18 protein-coding genes, 1 other RNA gene and 2 pseudogenes are annotated in these 22,611 nt (G+C 68.8%); 15 read left to right on the top strand and 6 right to left on the bottom strand.

Annotated features, from left to right (window positions below; translation table 11 throughout):
- Positions 1 to 4: 4 nt before the first annotated feature.
- The gene (locus ACQ858_RS01860) at positions 5 to 907 is read right to left on the bottom strand and encodes a ketopantoate reductase family protein (RefSeq protein ID WP_431275163.1); all 903 of its coding nucleotides are present in this window, start codon (positions 905 to 907) and stop codon (positions 5 to 7) included.
- Positions 908 to 1,046: 139 nt separating this feature from the next.
- On the opposite strand from ACQ858_RS01860, the gene aqpZ reads away from it, so the two are divergent.
- The 6 genes from aqpZ to ACQ858_RS01830 all read left to right on the top strand — a co-directional run bounded on the left by aqpZ (position 1,047) and on the right by ACQ858_RS01830 (position 5,539).
- Positions 1,047 to 1,769: an aquaporin Z gene (gene aqpZ, locus ACQ858_RS01855; protein WP_431275162.1), complete on the top strand. Its 723-nt coding sequence runs from the start codon at positions 1,047 to 1,049 to the stop codon at positions 1,767 to 1,769.
- Positions 1,770 to 1,918: 149 nt separating this feature from the next.
- Positions 1,919 to 2,530 carry an ATP-binding protein gene (locus ACQ858_RS01850; protein WP_431275161.1) on the top strand — a complete coding sequence of 204 codons (612 nt, stop codon included), beginning with the start codon at positions 1,919 to 1,921 and terminating at the stop codon, positions 2,528 to 2,530.
- A 71-nt stretch (positions 2,531 to 2,601) separates the two neighbouring features.
- Entirely contained in the window at positions 2,602 to 2,808 is a 207-nt protein-coding gene (locus ACQ858_RS01845; RefSeq protein ID WP_431275160.1) for a hypothetical protein, read from the top strand.
- 106 nt (positions 2,809 to 2,914) lie between these two features.
- Positions 2,915 to 4,504 (top strand): ATP-binding protein, encoded by a 1,590-nt coding sequence (locus tag ACQ858_RS01840; protein ID WP_431275159.1) that lies wholly within the window; start codon positions 2,915 to 2,917, stop codon positions 4,502 to 4,504.
- Positions 4,501 to 5,184 (top strand): response regulator, encoded by a 684-nt coding sequence (locus tag ACQ858_RS01835; protein WP_431275158.1) that lies wholly within the window; start codon positions 4,501 to 4,503, stop codon positions 5,182 to 5,184. The genes ACQ858_RS01840 and ACQ858_RS01835 overlap by 4 nt, the downstream gene beginning before the upstream one ends.
- An 82-nt stretch (positions 5,185 to 5,266) precedes the next feature.
- Positions 5,267 to 5,539, top strand: a complete 273-nt coding sequence (locus ACQ858_RS01830; protein WP_431275157.1) for a hypothetical protein — start codon at positions 5,267 to 5,269, stop codon at positions 5,537 to 5,539.
- A gap of 15 nt (positions 5,540 to 5,554) precedes the next feature.
- Here the strand turns inward: ACQ858_RS01830 and corA are convergent, their stop codons facing one another.
- On the bottom strand, positions 5,555 to 6,529 hold the full coding sequence (corA, locus tag ACQ858_RS01825; RefSeq protein ID WP_431275156.1) for a magnesium/cobalt transporter CorA: 975 nt from the start codon (positions 6,527 to 6,529) through the stop codon (positions 5,555 to 5,557).
- Between the two features lie 65 nt (positions 6,530 to 6,594).
- Positions 6,595 to 7,344: an SDR family oxidoreductase gene (locus ACQ858_RS01820; RefSeq protein ID WP_431275155.1), complete on the bottom strand. Its 750-nt coding sequence runs from the start codon at positions 7,342 to 7,344 to the stop codon at positions 6,595 to 6,597.
- A 169-nt stretch (positions 7,345 to 7,513) separates the two neighbouring features.
- On the opposite strand from ACQ858_RS01820, the gene ACQ858_RS01815 reads away from it, so the two are divergent.
- On the top strand, positions 7,514 to 8,443 hold the full coding sequence (locus tag ACQ858_RS01815) for a LysR family transcriptional regulator (protein ID WP_431275154.1): 930 nt from the start codon (positions 7,514 to 7,516) through the stop codon (positions 8,441 to 8,443).
- Positions 8,444 to 8,453: 10 nt separating this feature from the next.
- On the opposite strand, the pseudogene ACQ858_RS01810 reads toward ACQ858_RS01815, so the two are convergent.
- Positions 8,454 to 9,240: pseudogene (locus tag ACQ858_RS01810) on the bottom strand (slipin family protein).
- A 15-nt stretch (positions 9,241 to 9,255) separates the two neighbouring features.
- A complete protein-coding gene (locus tag ACQ858_RS01805) occupies positions 9,256 to 10,608 on the bottom strand; it encodes an NfeD family protein (protein ID WP_431275153.1) in 1,353 nt (450 codons plus the stop codon).
- 158 nt (positions 10,609 to 10,766) lie between these two features.
- Between ACQ858_RS01805 and ACQ858_RS01800 the strand changes: the two are divergent.
- The 7 genes and pseudogenes from ACQ858_RS01800 to ACQ858_RS01770 all read left to right on the top strand — a co-directional run bounded on the left by ACQ858_RS01800 (position 10,767) and on the right by ACQ858_RS01770 (position 21,135).
- Positions 10,767 to 12,426 (top strand): annotated as a pseudogene (locus ACQ858_RS01800) (MBL fold metallo-hydrolase).
- A 10-nt stretch (positions 12,427 to 12,436) separates the two neighbouring features.
- Positions 12,437 to 13,144 (top strand): RNA pseudouridine synthase, encoded by a 708-nt coding sequence (locus tag ACQ858_RS01795; protein ID WP_431275152.1) that lies wholly within the window; start codon positions 12,437 to 12,439, stop codon positions 13,142 to 13,144.
- A gap of 73 nt (positions 13,145 to 13,217) precedes the next feature.
- Positions 13,218 to 14,684: an efflux transporter outer membrane subunit gene (locus ACQ858_RS01790; RefSeq protein WP_431275151.1), complete on the top strand. Its 1,467-nt coding sequence runs from the start codon at positions 13,218 to 13,220 to the stop codon at positions 14,682 to 14,684.
- Between the two features lie 76 nt (positions 14,685 to 14,760).
- Positions 14,761 to 15,891, top strand: a complete 1,131-nt coding sequence (locus tag ACQ858_RS01785; protein ID WP_431275150.1) for an efflux RND transporter periplasmic adaptor subunit — start codon at positions 14,761 to 14,763, stop codon at positions 15,889 to 15,891.
- The gene (locus tag ACQ858_RS01780) at positions 15,888 to 19,055 is read left to right on the top strand and encodes an efflux RND transporter permease subunit (RefSeq protein WP_431275149.1); all 3,168 of its coding nucleotides are present in this window, start codon (positions 15,888 to 15,890) and stop codon (positions 19,053 to 19,055) included. The genes ACQ858_RS01785 and ACQ858_RS01780 overlap by 4 nt, the downstream gene beginning before the upstream one ends.
- Positions 19,052 to 19,738 (top strand): heavy metal response regulator transcription factor, encoded by a 687-nt coding sequence (locus ACQ858_RS01775; protein WP_431275148.1) that lies wholly within the window; start codon positions 19,052 to 19,054, stop codon positions 19,736 to 19,738. The genes ACQ858_RS01780 and ACQ858_RS01775 overlap by 4 nt, the downstream gene beginning before the upstream one ends.
- Positions 19,735 to 21,135 carry a heavy metal sensor histidine kinase gene (locus ACQ858_RS01770; protein WP_431275147.1) on the top strand — a complete coding sequence of 467 codons (1,401 nt, stop codon included), beginning with the start codon at positions 19,735 to 19,737 and terminating at the stop codon, positions 21,133 to 21,135. The genes ACQ858_RS01775 and ACQ858_RS01770 overlap by 4 nt, the downstream gene beginning before the upstream one ends.
- A 3-nt stretch (positions 21,136 to 21,138) precedes the next feature.
- Here ACQ858_RS01770 and rnpB read toward each other — a convergent pair.
- Positions 21,139 to 21,474: RNase P RNA component class A (gene rnpB, locus ACQ858_RS01765), an RNA gene on the bottom strand.
- A gap of 65 nt (positions 21,475 to 21,539) precedes the next feature.
- Between rnpB and cysK the strand changes: the two genes are divergently transcribed.
- The gene (cysK, locus tag ACQ858_RS01760) at positions 21,540 to 22,460 is read left to right on the top strand and encodes a cysteine synthase A (RefSeq protein WP_431275146.1); all 921 of its coding nucleotides are present in this window, start codon (positions 21,540 to 21,542) and stop codon (positions 22,458 to 22,460) included.
- Positions 22,461 to 22,611: the final 151 nt, after the last annotated feature.

Below are 22,611 nucleotides of genomic sequence, written 5' to 3'. Positions count from 1 at the left end.
AGGCTCAGGCGGCTGCCGCCCGGCGCTCCTCGATCAGCTTGACGAGCGCGAACAGCGTGCGGTTGACCGGCACCGGCACGCCGAGTGACTCGCCCTTGCGCATCACGTAGCCGTTGAGATGGTCGATCTCGGTGCGCTTGCCGCGCGCGAGGTCCTGCGCGGTGGACGAGTACTGCGTCGGCATCGTCTGCACGAGGCCCGCGACCGCCTGCCATGCATCGCCGGGGAGCCTGACGCCACCGGCCTGCGCGACCGCGACGCATTCCTGCACCACGTCGCGCATCACGCCTTCCACGCCCTCGCCGGGCACGACGCGGCCGTAGGGAAGCTGCGAGATCGCCGACAGCGCGTTGTAGGCGCAGTTCAGGATCAGCTTCATCCACAGCGCACCGATCACGTTGTCGGACACCTGCGTCGGGATGCCCGCCTCTGCGAAGGTCTTCGCGATGCCATCGCTCGCAGCGGTCGGCGCGATGACCAGCTCGCCGCGCCCGTGGTGCTTCACATGGCCGGGGCCGGCCATTTCGGTGGCCACGTACACGACGGCGGGCGCGACCACCTGCGACAGACGTGACTGCAACCGCTCGGCGTTGTCGACGCCGTTCTGGAGCGTGAGCACCACCGCCCCGGGCTTCAGATGCGGCTTCATTTCGTCGGCGGCGATCTCGGTGTCGGTGGACTTGACGCAGAAGAGGACCAGATCCGCCCCGCGCACCGCGCTGACTTCGGTACTGGCATCGAGCTGGACCTGCTCCTTGAAGCTCCGCGTATCGAGCAAAAGCCCATCGCGGCGGATCGCCTCGACATGCAGCGGCCTGCCGATCAGCGTCACCGCGTGGCCGGCGCGCGCGAGCATGCCGCCGTAATAGCAGCCGACCGCGCCGGCGCCCATTACCGCAATCTTCATTGAATTTTCCTCATCGGTTCACGAATCTTCTCATCGTGCGCACGGCGCGTGAGATTTGCATCAGATGCTCGCTTCGTTACATCGAGTCACCGCGCAGCCTGCTTATATTGCCGTCGTTTTTTCAGGGAGCACACACCACATGAACAGCAATCTCAAAGTCTGGTCCGCCGAATTCCTCGGCACCTTCTGGCTGACCCTCGGCGGCTGCGGCAGCGCAGTGCTTGCGGCGGCCTTCCCCGAGCTCGGCATCGGCCTGCTCGGCGTTTCGCTCGCCTTCGGGCTGACCGTCGTCACAGGCGCCTACGCGTTCGGGCCGATCTCGGGCGGGCACTTCAACCCGGCCGTCTCGCTCGGTCTGGTCGCCGCAGGCCGCATGCCGATCGGCCGCCTGCCGGGCTACGTGATCTCGCAAGTGGCGGGCGCCTGCGTGGCCGCCGCGATCCTCTATCTCATCGCCTCCGGCAAGCCGGGCGCCGAACTCGGCGGTTTCGCGGCCAACGGCTTCGGCGAGAACTCGCCGGGCCACTACGGCATGACGGCGGCGCTGGTCACCGAGGTGGTCATGACGGCCGTGTTCCTGCTCGTGATCCTTGGCGCGACGGCAAGCCGCGCGATCCCTGGCATGGCGGGCCTCGCGATTGGCCTGTGCCTCACGCTGATCCACCTCGTGTCGATCCCGGTGACGAACACCTCGGTCAACCCGGCGCGCAGCACGGGTCCGGCCCTGTTCGCCCCGCAGTGGGCGATGGACCAGCTCTGGCTGTTCTGGGTTGCGCCGCTGGCAGGCGCGGTGCTCGGCGCGCTGATCTACCGCGTTCTGCTGGCCGACCGCCAGCCGCAGGTCGCGGCGCAGGATGCGTAAACGACCTTGAGCCGACAAACCTGCGGTCTCCTCATCTATAAATCCGGATCGAGGAGACATCTTGAAGGCCGGGCATACGCCCCGGGCGTTGTTGCGAAAAGGGCTTCGGCAAGCGTTAATCCGACGCATCGCAACAACAGTCGCACTGCATGAACGCAGCCCCGATCAGCATCGCCGTCTTCGCCGCCATCCTGCTCTACGCATTCTGGCGCACGCTTTCCCAGCGAACCGGTGAGCGCACGCCGCCAGCCGCGCACCTGCCCATGCGCGCCGCGCGCCGACCGCAACATCACGCCGACATCCGCCAGCTGCTGGGTCAGATGTCGGAATCGCTGCGGGCCCGGCTCCACTCCGCCGGCATGGCGCTGGAGATGATGCTCCCGACCGACCCGCTGCCCGTGCTGCTCGACCGCTCGGGCATGCAGGAGGTCTTCGCGCACATCGTCGATTTCGCGTGCCGCGCCATGCAGGCCGGAAGCACCTTGCGCGTGCTCGGCCGCGTCGAGGGCACACATGCGGTGGTCAATTTCATGGACGCCGCGCCCGACGCCGGCGAGCCGCGCCTCGCGCGCTGCTTCGACGCTGCGTCCACCAGGGCCGTGGCGCGGAATGGCGACGGCGAGACGATGGCGAGCGTCGCCCTCTGCGCGCAGATCGTGTCCGAGCACCGGGGCCGCATCTACTCGGCGCCTTCGCCCCTCGGCAGCCTGGGCATCACCCTGCGGCTTCCGCTTCAGGACGCGATCGGGAGCGTTCATTGAACTCCGCCTTTTCTCCCACTTCGCCGCGCACAGTCTCCGCTCCGCGCCTTGCGCTCTCCGGAGCCACGAACATGGTCCCGCCCTCTCTCCGCAGCCCTGGCCTTGGCCATGCCCTGGGTGCGATCGGCGCGCTCGGCCTGTTCGTGGCCACCGGCTTCACCTGCGCCAACGGCATGGCGCCGGCCAGCGCTTCGACGCTGGCGCCGATCATGACCACCGGCCCTGCGAACGCCTCGCTCACCACAGCCGGCAACGAAAAGAAGTGCCCCGCCAAATGAAGCTTCGAGGCTGCCAGCGCGCCGGTGCGGTCCGGGGCCTCGCAGCTTGAGCACGATCCGCCCGCAGCGCGTGCCGCACAATGCGGCGCCTCCCGCATCCGCCGCCATGCCCCGCCTGACCCTCTTCCGGAAGATCTTTCTTGCACTGGTGCTGCTGCTCGCGGCGCTGCTGGCCATCTTCACCACCTTCTCGTGGCTCGGCCTGCAGCGCGGCCTCGGCGCCTACGTGGCCGAGATCGAGATCCGCCGCATGGACTGGTTCGCCGAACTGCTCCGCAAGCACCACGCGACGAATGGCAACTGGGATGACCTGCGCAGCAACGAAGCCGCATGGCTGCGGCTGCCGATGAACGCCTTCGGGGTGGTGGAGCGCGATTCGGCCATCGCCGGCCCGCCCGGCGAGCCACCGCGCCGCATCCCGCCGTGGCCGCCGCGCGATTTCCGCCCGCCGTCGTGGGAGATCGGCCCGTCGGGCGGCAATCCGCCTCCAGGCCCGACAGGGCCACCCGAACTCCCGCCGCCCCGGCCTTTGTGGCCCCCGCCGCGGCACGGCATGCTGGGCGAGTTGCTGCGCAATCCCGATTCAGTCTACCGGCGGCTGGGCCTGCTCGACGCGAACGACGTCTGGGTGGTCGGCGCGAAGGTCGATCCATCGACCGCCGCGCGCCTGCCGTTGCGCGAGGGGGACCGCCTGATCGGCACGCTGGTGCTCGCGCCGCTGCAGGGGATGGAAACCGACGCCGACCGCGCCTTCGTCGCGCGACAGTCCGGCTTCGTCATCTGGACCGGCGTGGCGGGCCTCGCGATCGCGCTGCTGCTCGCGTGGCTGCTCGCGCGCCGCTGGTTCGCTCCGATCGACGCGCTGACGCAGGGCGCGCAACGCATCGCGCAAGGCCGGTTGGACACGCGCGTGTCCGTGCGCGGGAGCGACGAGCTCGCGCTCCTGGGCCGCACCTTCAACGACATGGCCGAGCGCCTCGACCACATCGAAGCATCGCGCCGCGAGTGGCTGGCCGACGTCGCGCACGAACTGCGCACGCCGCTGGCCGCGATGCGCGCCGAGATCGAAGCGCTGCAGGACGGCATCCGCACCTTCGACCAGAAGACCGCCCTGCGGCTGCACCGGCAGGTCATGCGGCTGGGGCAACTGGTGGACGACCTGCGCAGCAGCATGCGCGAGCAGAGCGAGAGCTCGCCGCTCTTCGTCACGGTCTATCCGCTCTCGATCCTGAAAGAGGCGCTCGCGCTGACCCGCGAACGCTTCGCCCGACGAAGGATTTCGCTGGATGCCGCCGCACTCGACACGCCTGCCGGCCGCCACCCGCCGTCCTCGCGCGGCGACGCGCGCCGGCTGCACCAGGCGTTCATGAATCTGCTCGAGAACACGCTCTCCTACACCAACACCGGCGGCCGGGTGCGCATCGATGCGCAAGTCGAGAGCGACGAAGGCAGGGAACGTCTGGTCCTTCGCTTCGACGACAGCCCGCCCGGCGTGCCGCCCGAGGAAATGCCGCGCCTGTTCGAGCGACTCTTCCGCGGCGAAGCCTCGCGCAGCCGCGCACTCGGCGGCTCCGGACTCGGGCTCGCGATCTGCCGCGCCACCTTCGAAGCGCACGGAGGATCGATCGAAGCCTCGCCCTCGCCGCTCGGCGGATTGCGCCTCACGGTCATCCTGCCGCTGGAGAATGCGGCATGACGCGCATCCTCGTGGTCGAAGACGAAGACGACATCGCCTCGGTGCTGGTGGACTACCTGCGCCATGCAGGCTATGCGCCGGAACGGGCCGCCGACGGCGAGGCCGCGCTCGAACGCATGGTGGCCGACCCGCCCGCCCTCACGCTGCTCGACGTGATGCTGCCGCGCCTGGACGGCATGGCGGTGCTGCGCGAGGTGCGCCGGCACAACGCGAATCCGGTCATCATGCTCACCGCGCGCATCGAGGAAGTCGACCGCCTGGTCGGCCTCGAACTCGGCGCGGACGACTACGTGTGCAAGCCCTTCTCTCCGCGCGAGGTCGTGGCGCGGGTGCGCGCCGTGCTCCGCCGCAGCGCCGCGCACGATGCGCCCGCCACGACCGCTGTGCGCCGCCTGGAGCTGGACGACGCGCTGTGGCGCGCATCGCTGGATGGCGTGCCCCTCACCCTCACGCGCCTCGAGTTCCGGCTGCTGCAGGCGCTCTCGCGCCAGCCGGGGCGGATCTTCTCGCGCTCGCAGTTGCTGGACCTCGCCTATGACGACGCCGCCGAAGTGACCGAGCGCGCCGTCGACAGCCACGTCAAGAACCTGCGGCGCAAGCTGGCCGCGACCGGTTCGGAGCACGACTGGATCCGCTCGGTCTACGGCGTCGGCTTCGCGTTCGAAGAACCTGCCGACTGAGCGCCGCGCGTTCTTCACTCCCAGATTCCTCCGAAGTTGCGGGCGAGCATCGCCGCCGCAACAGGAAGGAAGGAATACCCCCGTGACTCGTCCCTACGGCTGGAGTCTGCTCGGCCTCGCCGCGGTGCTGCAGGGCTGCTGCGTGATGCCGCCACCGCCGCCTCCGCCACCCCCACCGCCCCATCATCACGAACATCGCCCGCCGCCGCCCGAGTTCATGCGCGCCTGCGAAGGCCAGCACGAAGGCGCCGCCGTCCAGCTCACCGGACGCGACGGCGAGCCGCTCGAGGGCACCTGCCGGCGCGCGCCGGACGGGCGGCTGGTCTTCATGCCGCCGCCAACGCCGCAGCGCTGAGCACGACGCGCCGGCTCAAACCCAGCCGGCGCGCTTGAAGCGGTAGTACAGATAGCCGCAGAGCGAGCCGATGAGCAGCAGCGCGACGACATAGCCGTAGCGCCATTCCAGCTCCGGCATGTTCTTGAAGTTCATGCCCCAGATGCCCGCGAACGAGGTGCACACCGCGAAGATCGCGGCCCAGGCGGCGAGGCGCTTGGTGACCTCGTTGTCCTCGATCGTGACCATCGAAAGGTTCACGCTGATCGCGGTGCCGATGGTGTCGCGGATCGCGTCGGTCGACGCATTGATGCGCCCGAGGTGGTCCACCACATCACGGAAGTAGGCCTGCGAGCCCATGCAGATCTGCGGCACGCGGCCGCCGTAGAGCTTGCCCGCACCCTCCAGAAGCGGCGCGACCGCGTGCTTGAGCACGGTGAGCCGCTGCTTCAACTCGTAGAGCCGCTGCACGTTCTCGCGCGCCTCGCCCTTGGTGAAGATGCGCGCCTCGATCATCTCCAGCTCGACCTCGAACGCATCGATGATCGGGAAGTAGCGGTCGACCACCGCATCCATCAGCGTATACAGAACAAAGCCCGGGCCGTTCTTCAGAAGCTCCGGCTCTCGCTCGCAGCGGGCGCGGACTTCGGTGAAGCCGTGCTCGCTTCGGTTGCGCACCGACACGACGTAGTTCTGGCCGACGAAGACGTCGATCTCGCCAATCCCGAGCGTCGACTGCCCATCGCCCTGGGGCTCCAGCAGGTGCATCACCACAAAGAGCGAATCGCCGTATTCCTCCACCTTCGGCCGCTGGTGGCCGTGCTGCGCGTCCTCGACCGCGAGCGGGTGCAGCTCGAACTCCTGCCGCACCTCTTCCAGCTCCTCGGGTGTCGCGTCGTAAAGCGCCACCCAGACGAAGCAGCCCGGAAGCGTGAGGTAGTCGCCGATGCTCGAGACCGGAATGTCGGCGAGCTTGTTGCCGTTTTCGTAGACCACGCAGTTGACCAGCATGCGATTCACCCCGGGGGAAACAAAGGCGGCCCATCTTGCCATGGGCCGCCCTTGTCGGCGGGCGCTCAGAGCTGGCTCATGCCTCCATCCACGATGACTTCGGTGCCGACGATGAAGGCCGACTCCGGCGCCGCGAGGTGCAGCACGGTCGATGCGAGTTCTTCCGGCGTGCCGAAGCGGCCGAGCGGGACTTGCGCCTGGATCTGCGCGGCGACGGTTTCCAGCGCGCTCGCGTCGAACCCGAGCTTGCCGTACAGCGGCGTGCGGATCGGCCCGGGACTCACGACATTGACCCGCGCACCTTGCGGCAGCAACTCGGCCGACAGCGTCTTTGCCAGCGAGACGACCGCCGCCTTGCTCGCCGCGTAGACCGCGCTGTTGGGCATCCCGATATGGGCGTTGATCGAGCCGTTGATCACGATCGACGCACCCTGCGCGAGCAGCGGCGCGAGCGCCTGCACCTGGAAGAAGACACCCTTGACGTTGATGTCGAAGGTTTCGTCCCAGAGGGCTTCGGTGATGTCGGACAGACCCGCGAACTTCGCGATGCCGGCATTGAGGAATGCCGCGTCGAGCTTCAGGCCGCGACCCGAGATCGCGGCGGCGAGTTCCTTCGCGGCGCCGGGTGCAGCCGCATCGTTGCGCACGGCGATGGCGCGCGGGCCGAGTTCGGCTTGCGCCTTGTCGAGCGCGGCGGCGTCGCGGCCGGTGACGACGACGCGCGCACCTTCCGCGATGAAGGCCCTGGCTGCGGCGAGGCCGATGCCGCTCGTGCCGCCGGTGACGAGGACTGTCCTGTCTTGAAAGCGTTCCATGATGTTCTCCATTCGGTTTCCATTGGGTTGCGGTGCAATCACCGTGGATGAATGGTCGGCTTCCGGACGACGTTTGACGTACCGGCTTCGCGACGGACATGTTCGGAAACATCGAACGTTTCAGCCCGACATGCCATCATCCGGCCGAACTCGCCGAAGGGATCCGAACATGCTGTCCAACGACGAACTCGCGCTGCTGGAGGCGATCCGTGAAAGCGGGAGCCTTTCGCGCGCGGCCGCTCGGCTGGGCAAGGCGCCCTCGACCGTCTCGCATGCGGCCCGCCAGCTCGAGGAGAAATTCGACGCCCTGCTCTTCGACCGCCGGCGCTACCGCCTGCAGCTCACGCCCGCGGGACAGCTTCTCGCACAGGAGGCCGCCCGGCTCGCGCTCGATGTCTCGCGCCTGTCGCAGCGCGTGCGGCAGGTGGCGAGCGGCTGGGAGGACCGGCTCTGGATCGTGACCGACGAGGTCATCGAGTTCGAGACGCTGCTGCCGGTCATCGCCGCCTTCGATGCGCTCGATTCGGGTGTGCCGCTGCGCGTGACGCACGAAGTGCTTCGCGGCACCTGGGAAGCCCTGCGCGACGGCCGCGCCGACATGGTGGTCGGCGCCACCAACGAGCCGCCGTCGCACCAGGGGCTGCGCTGGTTCGAGCTGGGCGTCATGGAATGGGTCTTCGCGGTGTCGCCGCGTCATCCGCTCGCCGGGGTGAAGGAGCCGATCGGCCGCGACATGATCGCGAGCCATCGCGCGGTCGTCGTCGCCGACACCTCGCGCAGCACAGGCGGCAGCGCGTACGGCGTCCAGGGCGGGCAGGCCACGCTGGCGGTGCCGACGATGCACGCGAAGATGCTGGCCCAGCGCGAGGGGCTCGGCGTCGGCTGGCTGCCGCGGCAACGCGCCGCTTCGCTGATCGCGCGCGGCGAGCTGGTGGAGAAGAGGACCGCGAATCCGCGCGAGCCCAACACGCTCTACGTGGCGTGGCGCGGCGAGCAGGAAGGCCAGGAAGGCCGCGCGCTCCAGTGGTGGATCGACCAGCTCAGGCAGCCCCGGCTCGCGATGCGGCTGGTGCAGGGGCTGGACCCGTTCGCGCGCTGAGCCGCGTTGGTCAGGGCTTCGGTGCGTCCGGCTTGCGCTGCAGGGCCTGCATGAACGGCCCGATGACATCCACCGGCAGCGGGAACACGATGGTCGAGTTCTTGTCGGCCGCGATCACGGTGAGCGTCTCGAGATAGCGCAGATGAAGCGCCTGCGGATGCCGCCCCAGGATCTCGGCCGCCTCCGCGAGCTTGACGGAGGCCTGCAGCTCGCCTTCGGCGTGGATCACCTTCGCGCGCCGCTCGCGTTCGGCTTCCGCCTGTCGCGCGATCGCGCGCACCATGGTCTCGTTGAGGTCCACGTGCTTGATCTCGACGTTGGTGACCTTGATGCCCCACTGGAAGGTCTGCGCCTCCAGCGTCTTCTGGATGTCGAGGTTGAGCCGCTCGCGCTCCGCGAGCAGGTCGTCGAGGTCGTGCTTGCCGAGCACCGCGCGCAACGTGGTCTGCGCGAGCTGGCTGGTGGCCTCGAAGTACTTCTCGACCTGGATGATCGCCTTCTCGGGATCGATCACGCGGGAAGTACAGCACCGCGTTCACCTTCACCGAGACGTTGTCGCGCGTGATGAGGTCCTGGCTCGGGATGTCGAGCACCATCACGCGCAGCCCCACGCGCACCATCTGCTGGATGCCGGGAATGAGGATCACGAGCCCCGGCCCCTTGACCTTCCAGAAGCGGCCGAGCTGGAACACCACGCCGCGCTCGTACTCGCGCAGGATGCGAAGCGACGCGGCGGCGAGCATCGCCAGCAGCACAACGAGAAAGGCGATGAGCACGAGGCTGAAATTGATGAACATGGTGGCTGACTCGCTTCACGCCCCCGCGGGGCTTTGCTGGCTTTCCTCGTCGGTCACATGCAGCGCGAGGCCCTGGACCTTCGTGACGCGGATGCGCCGTCCGGGCCGCAGGGCTTCGGAGCCGCGCACCTTCCAATAGTCACCCTGGATCTGCGCCCAGCCTTCGCCGTCGGCGAACTCGACCAGCTCGCCGGTCGCGCCGACCAGTGTCGAGACACCGACCGCCAGTGGCCGTCGTCGCGACTTCGCCGCGATGCCGCCGACGATGAGGATGAAGGCAGCCGACCCCACCGCCAGCAGCCCGATCAGCCACAGCGGCACGCCGAAGCCCGGCACCTCGTTGTCGATCAGCAGCACGGCCCCGATGCAGAAGGATACGATGCCCCCGACGCCAAGCACGCCGAAGGTCGGCAGGAAGGCCTCGGCGATCAGGAACGCCACGCCGAGAAAGATGAGCCCCAGGCCGGCGTAGTTGACCGGCAGCATCTGCAGCCCGAAGAGCGCCAGCATGAGGCTGATGGCGCCGGCCACACCGGGCAGCACGAAGCCCGGGTTCGAGAATTCGAACAGGAGGCCGTAGACGCCGATCATGAGCAGGATCAGCGCCAGACTGGGCTCGGTGATCACCGACAGCAGCCGGGTGCGCCAGTCCGCATCGACGACCAGCAGCTCGGCGCGCTGCGTGGCGAGCTGGACCTTGCCGTGGACGGTGCGCACCTCGCGTCCGTTGGCCTGCATCAGCAGGTCGGGCACATCGCGCGCCACGAAGTCGATGACGTTCTTCTCCTTGGCCTCCTGGGCCGAGAGGCTCACCGATTCACGCACCGCTTTTTCTCCCCATTCTGCGTTGCGTTCGCGCAGTTGAGCGAGGCTGCGGATGTAGGCGGAGGCATCGGCGAGGCGCTTAGCCGTCATCGCGTCGCCTTCGGGCTCGCCCTTGGCCGGTGACTCCGGCTTGGTGGTGGGCGCGGCCGGATTCGGCATGCCGATCGCCACCGGCGTCGCCGCGCCGAGATTGGAGGCGGGCGCCATGGCCGCGATGTGGCTCGCATAGAGGATGTAGGTGCCGGCGCTTGCGGCGCGCGCGCCGTTGGGTGCGACGAAGCTCGCCACCGGCACCGGCGACGCGAGGATGTCCTTGATGATGCTGCGCATGGAGGCATCGAGCCCGCCCGGGGTGTCGATCTGGATCACCACGAGGCGCGCGTCTTCTCTCTCCGCCTGCTTGAGTCCGCGCCGGATGTAGTCGACCGACGCGGGGCCGATGGCGCCGTCGAGTTCCATCAGCACCACGGTTCCGCGCTTCGCGGCAGCGGGCGTCGCGGCAGAGGGTGGCCCGGAGGTGGAGGCAGGCGGCGCGTCAGGCATGGCTTGGGCATGGGCCGCTCCTGCCGCACAGGCGGAGAGGACCAGTCCCGTCAACCATGCTCTGGCGGACCTCATGCTTTCATTCTAGGGAGCGGCCGGGGCGCTGTCACATCGCGGCGCAGCACAGGCGACGGGCTTCTCCCGATAATCCCCGGATCATGGTCCGTCCCACCCAATTGCTCCATCCACAGCGCGAACCGGCACGCCCGCATCCCGCCGCCACCGTGCTCCTGCTGCGCGACACGCCCGAGGGCGTCGAAGTGCTCATGACCCGCCGATCGGCAACCGCGAGTTTCGCGCCCGGCGCGTATGTCTTCCCGGGCGGGCGCATCGACGAGGGGGATGCGACCGCACACCGGATTGCGACGCGCCGCGAGACGCAGAGCCGGGCGCAGCTCACACAGGCGATCGCCGCGATCCGCGAGAGCTTCGAGGAGCTGGGCGTGCTGCTGGCCCGCCACCCGGACGGCCGGCCGGTCGACACCGACGCCTTCGCCACCATGGACCGCAGCACCGCCGCAACGACCGTCGCGTTCGCCGAACAATGCGCCGAGCGCGGCCTGATGCTTTGCACCGATCAGGTCTATACCTTCGCGCACTGGATCACCGACCGCGACCTTCCCAAGCGCTTCGACGTGCCCTTCCTCGTGGCGCGCATGCCCGAGGGCCAGACACCGACCGCCGACGAGGCCGAGCAGTTCGAGCCCTGCTGGGTGCGCCCCGCCGACGCGCTGGCGCGGCACAAGGCCGGCAGCTTCTTCATGATCTTCCCGACGCTGCGCACGCTGGAGCGGCTTGCCACCTATGCCGACGTGGATGCGGTGCTCGACGCCTGCGCGAACCGCGAAGGCGGGGAAGGTCCGCTGTGGACCAGTTGCCCCCGCGCAGGCCTCCTTCGCGGGGAGGACGCGCGCTACATGGAGCACGAATCGGCCTTCGGCGAACTCGCGCTGGTCAGCCCCGACGGCCAGCTCGTGCACACGCTCGACTGGCAGAGCGAAAAGCCGGTGCCGCTGCTGCAGAACGTGCAGCGCCTCACCGCCGCCAATCCGAGCGCGATGACCGGCCCCGGCACCAACAGCTACATCGTGGGCGATGCATCGACCGGTTACATGGTGATCGACCCAGGTCCGAGCGACGCCGGACACATCGAGCGGCTCTGGCGCGCGACGGGCGGGGACATCCGCGTGATCGTCTGCACGCATTCGCATGCGGACCATTCGCCCGGCGCAGAGCCGCTGCAGCGGCTCTGCGAGACGCCTCCGCCGATCCTCGGCACTGGCGTCCGCGTCCACCGCGCGGTCGTCGGCGCGCTTCACGCCCGATCGCGAACTCGCGGATGGCGAACGGATCGTGCTCGGCTCGGGCGCGCACACGCACACCTTGCGCGCGGTCCACACGCCGGGCCACGCGGCCAACCATCTCTGCCTCGTGCTGGAGGAAGACGGCCTGCTCTTTTCCGGCGACCATGTGCTCAACGGCAGCACCACCGTCATCGATCCGCCGGACGGCAACATGAATGCCTACCTCGACTCGCTCGACAAGCTCGACGCGACGTGCGAGCAAGGCGGCATCGACTTCATCCTGCCCGCGCACGGCTACGTGCTGGGCAATGCGCGCGCTGCGCTCGCCCACCTGAAGGCACACCGCCTCAGGCGCGAAGCCAGGATCGCCGCCGCGATGCGCCTGCTGCCCGAGGGGACACCGGAAGACTGGCTGCCACTCGCCTACGACGACGTACCGGAGCGCATGTGGCCGGTGGCTGCCCGTTCGCTCGCGGCGCATGTCGAACGCATCCTGCAGACCTCGCAGGCATGAGGTTCAAGCAGTGACCGATGCGGAAGAAGGCATTCGCCTCGCCAAGCGCGTGGCAGCGCTCGCAGGGTGCTCACGGCGCGAGGCCGAGCTGCTGATCGAGAACGGCGCGGTCCGCGTCGACGGCGAGCCCGCACTGCTCCCGCAGACGCGCGTGCTGCCGCATCAGCGGGTGGAGATCGAACCCGGTGCGCGCCCCCAGCCGGTGGTGCCGGTCACCCTGCTGCTGCACAAGCCGGCCGGCATGTCGACCGACAGCGCGCACCGGCTGCTGGCGGCCGCGAACCATCACGCCCCCGAGCGCGCCGGCCTGCGCTTCCTCCCGCGCCATGTCGCGGGGCAGCGCTGCATGACCCCGCTGGAAGCCGGTGCGAGCGGCCTCGTCGTCTTCACGCAGGAATGGCGCGTCGAGCGCCGATTGCATGAGGATGCCGCGCTCCTCGAACATGAATTCATGGTGGACGTCGAAGGCGCCGTCGGACCCGAAACGCTCCTCTGCTTCGACCGCTCGCCGGCGCGCGTGAGCGTCAGCCAGCGCGGCGAAGGCCACACCGGTCTGCGCTTCGCGATCAAGGGCCCACACCCCGGGCAGATCGCCAACCTGTGCACCCAGGCCGGCCTGCGCATCCAGTCGATGAAGCGCATCCGCATCGGCCGCATCCCGCTGGCGGGGCTGCTGCCCAGCCAGTGGCGCTACCTGCTGCCGCACGAAAAATTCTGAGCAGCCACGACCTGACAGGATTGTCATTTCCCTGTCAGCCTGGCGTGCCGCGCCGCGGCCTAGAGTGGTCCGCATGCGAATACTGTGTCTGGCCCTGGCCGCATCGCTGACGGCTTGCGCTGTCGGACCCGACTACCAGCGCCCCTCGTTGCCGGAGGGCGTCTCGGCGCCCGCATTCAAGGAAGGCGGTGACTGGAAGGCGGCAGCGCCCGGCCGCATCGATGCCGGCCAGCCGTGGTGGACGGCCTTCGGCGACAGCCGCCTCGATGACCTCGTGGACGAGGCCAATCGCGCCAATCAGGACGTTCGCGCGGCCGAGGCGCAATACCGCGAAGCGCAGGCGCTGGTACAGAACGCCCGCTCGGCGCTCTTCCCGACACTGGGGGCCGATGCCTCGGTGAACCGGGGGCAAAGCCAGACCGTGCTCGGTCCCAAGCTCGGCAACTCACACGCATGGTCGCTGCAGGCCGGCTGGGAGGCCGACCTCTGGGGTCGCGCACGGCGCGGGATCGAAGGTGCGAGCGACAGCGCCCAGGCGAGCGAAGCCGATCTGGCCGCCGCTGAGCTGGCGATCCAGGCAGAAGTCGTCAGCGACTACATCCTGCTTCGCGTGGCCGACACCCAGCAGCAGCTCTACGCGCGCACGGTCGAGGCCTACCAGAAGTCGCTCCAGATCACGCAGAGTCAGTACCGCGGCGGCGTTGCCACGCGTGCCGATGTCGAGCTCGCGAACACCACACTGCAATCGACGCAGGCGCAGGCGATCGACATCGAAATCGCGCGCCGGCAGGCCGAGCACGCGATCGCGGTGCTGCTGGGGCGGACGCCGGCCGGCTTCTCGATTGCGCCGGACAGCTTCGCGCTCACGCTGCCGCAGGTGCCGGCGGTGGTGCCCTCCGAGCTGCTGGAGCGTCGGCCCGACATTTCCGCCGCCGAGCGCCGCGTCGCGTCGGCGAATGCGGGGATCGGCCTTGCGCAAGCCGCGCGCTATCCGACGCTCGCGCTCACGGCGGCGGGCGGCTACAGCGGATCGGGCTTCGGGCCCTGGTTCTCGACGCCCGACCGGGTCTGGGCGCTCGGCGCCGCGCTCGCGGGCACGATCTTCGACGGCGGCCTGCGCGCCTCGCAGGTCGAGCAGGCGCGCGCCGTCTTCGATGCCTCCGCCGCGACGTACCGCAAGACCGTGCTCGCCGGCTTCCAGGAAGTCGAGGACAACCTCGCCGCGCTCAGCCTGCTCGCGCAGGAGCGCGACGTGCAGGACGGCGCGGTGCGCTCCGCGCGCAATGCCGAGCGCGTCACCCTGAGCCAATACCGCGCCGGCACCGCGCCTTATCTCGCGGTCATCACCGCGCAGGCGCTCGCATTGAACAACGAGCGCACGGCGCTCCAGTTGCAGGGCCGCCAATACGCCGCCAGCGTGGCGCTCACCAAGGCCGTGGGCGGCGGGTGGGACGCGCGCCGGCTTCAGGCCCGCTCGGGCGCGAGCCCGACGGCCACATCCGCCGCCGCTTCCGGCCCGGTGGCTTCGACGAACGAATGAACGACATGGATACCCCCGCCCCCAAGTTCACCCGCGCCGACGCTGGTGGATCGCCGGCACGATCGCGCTGCTGGCCGTGCTGATCATCGCCACAGGCGCATGGCGCAAGTCGGCGCATACCGCGCCGACCGCGGCGCCGCCGCCGGTACCCGCGAGCACGGCCCGGGTCGCGAGCGAAACCGTGCCGATTGCGCGAACCGGCGTGGGCACGGTGATGACGGTCGCCTCGGTCACCGTACGCACGCGCATCGACGGCCAGCTCGACAGCGTCGAGTTCAAGGAGGGGCAGGACGTGAAGGCCGGCCAGGTGCTTGCGCGCATCGATCCGCGGACCTTCCAGGCACAACTCGAACAAAGCCTCGCGCAGAAGTCCAAAGACGAAGCCCAGCTCGCCAATGCGCGCGCCGACCTGCAACGCTACGGCGCGCTGATCAAGGAAGACGCGACCACGCAGCAGACGCTGGACACGCAGCGCGCGCTGGTCAACCAGCTGCAGGCGGCGGTCAAGAGCGACGACGCGCAGATCCATCTCGCGCAGGTGCAGCTCGGCTACACCACCATCACCGCGCCGCTCAGCGGCCGCGTGGGCGCACGGCTGGTCGATCCGGGCAACATCGTGCACGCGGCCGATGCCAACGGGCTCCTGCTCATCAACCAGATCGATCCGATCGCGGTGCAGTTCACCCTGCCCGAGAGCAGCTTCCAGGCCGTGAACCGGGCGCTCAACACGCAGCACGAGCCGCTGCCCGTCGAGGCCATCGACCGCGACACGCACGAGGTGCTCGCAACCGGCAGGCTGGTGCTGCTGAACAACCAGATCGACACCGCGACCGGCACGATCTCGATGAAGGCGCAGTTCGCGAACGCCGAACACACGCTCTGGCCCGGCCAGTCGGTCGATGCGCGGCTGGTGCTGGGCGAGCGCGCCGATGCGCTCACCGTGCCCTCGGCTGCGGTGCAGCGCAGCCAGGACGGCTTCTTCGCCTATGTGGTCGGCCCCGACGACAAGGTGCGCATGCAGCCGATCGAGGTGGCCGATACGGTCGGCGGGAAGTCGGTGATCGCCAAGGGCCTCGCCGTGGGTGACCGCGTCGTGACCGACGGCCAGTACCGCCTGACGCCGGGCGCACGCATCGTCGAGCGGCAGCAGGGCGGCAGCATCGGCGGCGGGGCCGAGGTGGCCGAGGCCGGGGAAGTGAAGCGATGAGCATCTCCGCCGCCTTCATCAAGCGACCGATCGGCACCTCGCTGCTCGCCGCGGCGCTGCTGCTGATCGGCCTCGTCGCATGGCCGCTGCTGCCGGTGGCGCCGCTGCCGCAGGTCGACTTCCCCACGATCCAGGTCACGGGCCGCTTGCCGGGCGCGAGTCCGGAGACGATGGCCGCGAGCGTCGCGCAACCGCTGGAGCGCCAGTTCTCGCTGATCCCGGGGCTGTCGCAGATGACCTCGACCAGCTCGCTCGGGCTCTCGCAGATCACCCTGCAGTTCGAGCTCGACCGCAACATCGACGCCGCCGCGCTCGACGTGCAGAGCGCCATCAACGCGGCCGGCGGCCAGCTGCCGCAGAACCTGCCGAGCCCGCCGAGCTTCCGCAAGATCAACCCGGCCGATACCTCGGTGCTGGTGCTCGGCGTGCAGTCCAAGGTGCTGCCGCTGACCCAGGTCAACGACTATGCGGACAACGTGCTGGCGCAGCAGATCTCGCGCATCCAGGGCGTGGGCCTGGTCAACATCTTCGGCGCGCAGAAGCCGGCGGTACGCATCCAGATCGATCCGGCCAAGCTGAAGGCGGTCGGCATGAGCCTGGAGGAGGTGCGCGGCGTGATCGCCAACACCACCGTGAACCAGCCGACCGGCACCATCGACGGCGAGCGACAGGCATTCAACGTCTACACCAACGACCAGTTGCTGAAGGCCGCGCCGTGGAACGACATGGTGCTGGCGTGGCGCAACGGCGCGCCGATCCGCGTGCGCGACGTCGGCGTGGCGGTGGACGGCCCCGAGAACGCCAAGGTCGCGGCCTGGGGCTTTGCGGGCAAGGCCGCGGGCGAGGGCAGCGACATCGCCGACGGCCGCGCGATCATGCTCGCGATCACGAAGCAGCCGGGCGCCAACGTGATCGAGACGGTCGACCGCATCCAGGCCGCGCTGCCCAAGCTCAAGGCCGCGATCCCGCCGAGCGTGACGGTCAACACGCTGATCGACCGCACGCAGACCATCCGCGCCTCGGTCAAGGACGTGGAGTTCACGCTGCTGCTGTCGATCGCGCTCGTGGTGGCGGTGATCTTCGTCTTCCTGCGCAATCTGACGGTGACGATCATCCCGAGCGTGACGGTGCCGCTCGCACTGCTGGGCACGGCGGCGGTGATGTATGTGGTGGGCTACAGCCTCGACAACCTCTCGCTGATGGCGCTCACGATCGCGGTCGGTTTCGTGGTCGACGATGCGATCGTGATGCTGGAGAACATCTACCGCCACGTCGAGGACGGCATGCCGCCGATGGAGGCGGCGCTCAAGGGTGCGGGCGAGATCGGCTTCACCATCGTGTCGATCTCGGTGTCGCTGGTCGCGGTTTTCATTCCGCTGCTGCTGATGGGCGGCATCGTCGGGCGTCTCTTCCGCGAGTTCGCGGTGACGGTGACGCTCACCATCGTGGTGTCGGTGCTGATCTCGCTCACGCTCACGCCGATGCTGTGCGCGCGCTTTCTCAAGCCGCACACGGCGAACGAGAAGCATGGGCGGCTCTACCAGTGGTTCGAGAACGGCTTCGACGCGATGCTGAGCGGCTACAAGCGCGGCCTCACGGTGGTTCTCAAGCATCCGTTCATCACGCTGATGAGCTTCATCGCCACGGTGGCGGCGACAGTGCTGCTCTTCATCGCGATCCCGAAGGGCTTCTTCCCGCAGCAGGACACGGGCTTCATCTTCGGCTCGGCCGATGCTGCGCAGGATTCGTCCTCGCAGGCGATGCATGACCGCATGCTCAAGCTCGCCGACATCATCCGGGACGATCCGGACATCACCAGCTTCGGCATGCAGGCCGGCGCGAGCACCTTCAACTCGGGCAACTTCTTCATCGGCCTCAAGCCCAAGGACGAAGGACGGACCGCCAGCGCCGACGAGATCATCGCGAGGCTGCGGCCCAAGCTGGCACCGGTGCAGGGCATCACGCTCTACATGCAGGCGGGGCAGGACATCAACGTGGGCGGGCGGCTCTCGCGCACGCAATACCAGTACACGCTGACCGACTCGAACCTCGACGAGCTCAACCAGTGGGCGCCGAAGCTGCTCGAGCGGCTGCGGCAACTTCCCGGGCTCACCGACGTGACCTCCGACCAGCAGAACGCCGCGCCGACCGCGATGGTCACCATCGACCGCCAGCGCGCCTCCAGCTACGGCATCACGCCGGCCATGGTCGACGCCACGATCTACGACGCGGTCGGCCAGCGCCAGGTGGCGCAGTACTTCACGCAGCTCAACAGCTACAACGTGGTGCTGGAGGTCACGCCCGAACTCCAGCGCGACCCGTCGCTGTTCGACCATCTCTACCTGACCTCGCCGATCAACGGCCAGCAGGTGCCGCTGTCGACCTTCGTCAAGCTCGACACCAGCCACACCGGCTATCTCTCCATCAGCCACCAGGGCCAGTTCCCGGCGGTGACGATCTCGTTCAACCTCCGGCCGGGCACCTCGCTCGGGCAGGCGGTCGACGCCATCCACGGCGGGCAGGCGCAGATGGGCGTGCCGGCCACGCTCGGCGGCACCTTTCAGGGGACCGCGCAGGCTTTCGGCGATTCGCTGCGCACGCAGCCCTACCTGATCCTGGCGGCGCTGGTGTCCGTCTACATCGTGCTGGGGCTGCTGTACGAGAGCTACATCCATCCGCTGACGATCCTCTCGACGCTGCCGTCGGCCGGCGTGGGCGCGTTGCTGATCCTGATGGCCGGCGGGTACGATCTGAGCGTGATCGCGTTGATCGGGATCATCCTCTTGATCGGCATCGTGAAGAAGAACGGCATCATGATGGTCGACTTCGCCCTGCACGCCGAGCGAGACAGGGGCATGTCGCCGAAGGACGCCATCTTCGAGGCCTGCCTGCTGCGCTTCCGGCCGATCATGATGACCACCATGTGCGCGCTCCTGAGCGGCCTGCCGCTGATGCTCGGCCACGGTTCGGGCTCGGAGCTGCGCCGGCCGCTGGGCTACGCGATGGTGGGCGGGCTGATCCTGTCGCAGGTGCTGACCTTGTTCACCACGCCGGTCATCTACCTGTACCTCGACCGCGCGCATCATTGGTACGTGCGCCGCAAGGACGCACGCCGGCAGCGCCGCATGCCGGCCATCACATCCACGGGAGCCATCGCTGAATGAAAGTGCTGATCGTCGAAGACGAGCGCAAGACGGCCGACTACCTCAGCCAGGGGTTGACCGAGCAGGGCTGCACCGTCGACCTTGCCTTCGACGGCATCGACGGCCAGCACATGGCGCTGCATTACGACTTCGACGTGATCGTGCTCGATGTGATGCTGCCGGGGCTGGATGGCTTCTCCATCCTCAAGTCGCTGCGCAGCGTGAAGAACACGCCGGTCATCATGCTCACCGCGCGGGACGGCGTCGCCGACCGGGTGCGCGGCCTGCAGGACGGCGCGGACGACTACCTGGTCAAGCCCTTCTCGTTCCTCGAACTGCTCGCGCGGCTGCAGGCGCTCACCCGGCGCGGGCGCAGCCACGAATCCACCCTTCTGCGCGTGGGCGACCTGCGCGTGGACCTCATCAGCCGCAAGGCCTGGCGGCAGGACCAGCGCATCGACCTCACGGCCAAGGAATTCGCGCTGCTTGCGGTGCTCGCTCGGCGGCAGGGCGAGATCCTCTCCAAGACCGTGATCGCCGAGCTGGTCTGGGACATGAATTTCGACAGCAACACCAACGTGGTCGAAGTCGCCATCAAGCGCCTGCGCGCCAAGATCGATGCATCCTTCGACCACAGCCTGCTGCACACCATCCGGGGCATGGGCTATGTCCTGGAGGACCGCAGCGGCTCGGAGCCGGAATGAGGAACTCGATCGCCACCCGGCTGGCCCTGATGTTCGCCGCCGCGGCGCTGGCGGGCTTCGCGCTGCTCGGCTTCGCGCTGCACCAGGTGCTGGCCGGCGAGCTCGCGCGGCACCAGCAGGCGCAGATCGATGCACGGCTGGAGGACATCTCGTACATGCTCCAGCACGGCCGCGCGCCGAACCTCGGCGAACGCATCCGCGACAAGCTCGACACCCTCGGCGCCGCCGACCCGCGCACCCGCACCTGGATGTGGAGCGAGGACCCGGCCTACCGTTTCGGCGAAGACGCGGCCGACATGGTCGCCGCCATCGACGCGGGCCGCGACACCGTGGAGGTGCGCAGGCCCGGCGCCGCCCAGACCCACCGCATGCGCGTGCGCGGCCAGACCTTGCCCGCGACCGAGACGCGGCCGCCGGTGCGCTTCGTGGCCGGCGTCGATGCGCAGCCGTTCCGCGACACGCTGCACAGGTTCGAGGCGGCGCTGGTGCTGCTGACGCTGGCCGGCACCGCGGCGGCGGCGGCGCTGGGCTACTGGATCGCGCGCATCGGCCTCGGACCGGTGGAGCGCCTGTCAGAAGACGCGCAGCGCATCGGCCCCGACAACCGCGCACAGCGCCTGCAACTGCCCGCGCTGCCGCGCGAGCTGGCGCGACTCGGCATCTCGTTCAACGCCGCATTGGATCGGCTCGATGCCGCCTACGCACAGCTCGCGACTTTCAGCGACGACGTGGCGCACGAGCTGCGGACCCCGCTCGCGAACCTGATCGGCCAGACGCAGGTGGCGCTCGGGCGCGATCGCAACGCGGCCGAACTGCGCGAGGTGCTGCAATCCAACCTCGAAGAACTGGAGCGGCTGCGCGCGATCGTCGCCGACATGCTGTTCCTCGCGCGTGCGGAGCAAGGCGTGCGCGCCCGGGGACTGGTCGCCTCGTCGATCGCGCAAGAGGTCGGCAAGACGGTCGAGTTCCTCGACCTGCTGCTCGACGAAGCCGGCATGACGGTGCAGGTCGAGGGCGATGCGGTGGCGCCGATCGAGACCTCGCTGTTCCGCCGCGCGCTGACCAACCTGCTGCAGAACGCGATCCAGCACTCGCGGCCCGGCGCGCAGGTGCGGGTGCGGATCGGCAGCCACGGGCGCTCGGCCGAGGTGAGCTTCTCGAACCCGAGCGCGCCGATCGCGCCCGAGCAGCTCGCGCGGCTCTTCGACCGCTTCTACCGCGTCGACACCTCGCGCCGCAACAGCGGGGAGAACCACGGGCTGGGCCTGTCGATCGTCAAGGCCGTGGCGGTGATGCACCACGGCACGGTGTTCGCGCGCTCCGGCGACGGGATCACGACTGTGGGTTTCAGCGTCGCGCTGGAAGGCCGAACCGCGTCTCGCGGGGCGGCGATGTGAAAAGTGTGAAGCCCGCCTGTAAGCCGGATTCTGTGCATCGGCGCTCTTGCGAGACGCCGACGTGACCGCCATTACTCTGGGCCGTTTGTCGCCAAACGGCTCGGTGCCACCTACCCGCCAGCTCTGCGGAACCACATCGACGCTGGCCTACTTGGTGTTGCTGCGCGCAGAGATTGCCCGTTTCACCCGGCCCGGGTTGCCCCGCGCCGACTCGTCTCTGTTGCTCTGATCCTCACCTCGCGGTGGAGAGCCGTTAGCTCCTGCGCTGTCCTGTGCAGTCCGGACGTTCCTCCAGTGCGCTCTTTCGAGACATGCACCAGCGGCGGTCCGGCGTGCTTCACGCGGGGATTATCGCCACAATGGCGCTCCCATTCACTCATCGCGCAATCTGAGGGCAACAACTCATGAAGGCTGAAAACATCCTGCAGACGATTGGCAACACGCCGCACATCCGCATCCATCGCCTGTTCGGCCACGCGACCCAGCAGGTCTGGATCAAGTCCGAGCGCGCCAATCCCGGCGGATCGATCAAGGACCGCATCGCGCTGTCGATGGTCGAAGATGCCGAGCGCTCCGGCGCGCTCAAGCCCGGCGGCACGATCGTCGAGCCGACCTCGGGCAACACCGGCATCGGCCTGGCGATGGTCGCGGCGGTCAAGGGCTACAAGCTGATCCTCGTGATGCCCGACAGCATGTCCGTCGAGCGTCGCCGGCTCATGCTGGCCTACGGCGCGACCTTCGACCTCACGCCGCGCGAGAAAGGCATGAAGGGCTCCATCGCCCGCGCCGAGGAAATCGTGGCCGGCACGCCCGGCGCCTGGATGCCCCAGCAGTTCAACAACCCGGCCAACGTGGCGGTGCATGAGCGCACCACCGCCGAGGAGATCGCGGCCGACTTCCCCGACGGCATCGACGTGCTCGTCACCGGGGTGGGCACCGGCGGCCACATCACCGGCTGCGCGCGGCTTCTCAAGAAGAAGTGGCCGAAGCTCAAGGTCTTCGCGGTGGAGCCGGTGGCCTCGCCCGTGATCTCAGGCGGCCAGCCGTCGCCGCATCCGATCCAGGGCATCGGCGCGGGCTTCATCCCGAAGAACCTCGACACCTCGCTGCTCGACGGCGTGATCCAGGTCGATGCGGAACCGGCGCGCGAGATGGCGCGGCGCTGCGCGCAGGAGGAAGGCATCCTGGTCGGCATTTCGTCGGGCGCCACGCTGACCGCCATCGCGCAGAAGCTGCCCTCGCTGCCGCCTGACGCAGTGGTGCTCGGCTTCAACTACGACACCGGCGAGCGCTACCTCTCCGTCGACGGCTTCCTTCCAGCGTAGCTCACCCACCCCCAGCCTCGCCCACTTCGTGTGGCTCTGCACCCCCTCAAGGGGGCGCACCCAGCGGCCCGGCGAAGCCGGTTCCGCAGGTGCCCGCGAAGGGGCTTCGCTGCGCTTGCCCGGTCCGCCTATATTCGGAGCTTGCTTGATG

The sequence above is a fragment of the Variovorax ureilyticus genome (genome assembly GCF_050632185.1).
Classification (GTDB): Bacteria; Pseudomonadota; Gammaproteobacteria; order Burkholderiales; family Burkholderiaceae_C; genus Variovorax; species Variovorax ureilyticus_A.
The sequence above is the reverse complement of the archived record's forward strand: the minus strand, read 5'-3'. Positions and strand labels throughout refer to the sequence as shown.

Excerpts from the sequence above, each read along its gene's own strand:
- ACQ858_RS01860 (WP_431275163.1), bottom strand. The coding sequence starts at position 907 with ATGAAGATTGCGGTAATGGGCGCCGGCGCGGTCGGCTGCTATTACGGC.
- aqpZ (WP_431275162.1), top strand. The coding sequence starts at position 1,047 with ATGAACAGCAATCTCAAAGTCTGGTCCGCCGAATTCCTCGGCACCTTC.
- ACQ858_RS01850 (WP_431275161.1), top strand. The coding sequence starts at position 1,919 with ATGAACGCAGCCCCGATCAGCATCGCCGTCTTCGCCGCCATCCTGCTC.
- ACQ858_RS01845 (WP_431275160.1), top strand. The coding sequence starts at position 2,602 with ATGGTCCCGCCCTCTCTCCGCAGCCCTGGCCTTGGCCATGCCCTGGGT.
- ACQ858_RS01840 (WP_431275159.1), top strand. The coding sequence starts at position 2,915 with ATGCCCCGCCTGACCCTCTTCCGGAAGATCTTTCTTGCACTGGTGCTG.
- ACQ858_RS01835 (WP_431275158.1), top strand. The coding sequence starts at position 4,501 with ATGACGCGCATCCTCGTGGTCGAAGACGAAGACGACATCGCCTCGGTG.
- corA (WP_431275156.1), bottom strand. The coding sequence starts at position 6,529 with ATGCTGGTCAACTGCGTGGTCTACGAAAACGGCAACAAGCTCGCCGAC.
- ACQ858_RS01820 (WP_431275155.1), bottom strand. The coding sequence starts at position 7,344 with ATGGAACGCTTTCAAGACAGGACAGTCCTCGTCACCGGCGGCACGAGC.
- ACQ858_RS01815 (WP_431275154.1), top strand. The coding sequence starts at position 7,514 with ATGCTGTCCAACGACGAACTCGCGCTGCTGGAGGCGATCCGTGAAAGC.
- ACQ858_RS01805 (WP_431275153.1), bottom strand. The coding sequence starts at position 10,608 with ATGCCTGACGCGCCGCCTGCCTCCACCTCCGGGCCACCCTCTGCCGCG.
- ACQ858_RS01790 (WP_431275151.1), top strand. The coding sequence starts at position 13,218 with ATGCGAATACTGTGTCTGGCCCTGGCCGCATCGCTGACGGCTTGCGCT.
- ACQ858_RS01780 (WP_431275149.1), top strand. The coding sequence starts at position 15,888 with ATGAGCATCTCCGCCGCCTTCATCAAGCGACCGATCGGCACCTCGCTG.
- ACQ858_RS01775 (WP_431275148.1), top strand. The coding sequence starts at position 19,052 with ATGAAAGTGCTGATCGTCGAAGACGAGCGCAAGACGGCCGACTACCTC.
- ACQ858_RS01770 (WP_431275147.1), top strand. The coding sequence starts at position 19,735 with ATGAGGAACTCGATCGCCACCCGGCTGGCCCTGATGTTCGCCGCCGCG.
- cysK (WP_431275146.1), top strand. The coding sequence starts at position 21,540 with ATGAAGGCTGAAAACATCCTGCAGACGATTGGCAACACGCCGCACATC.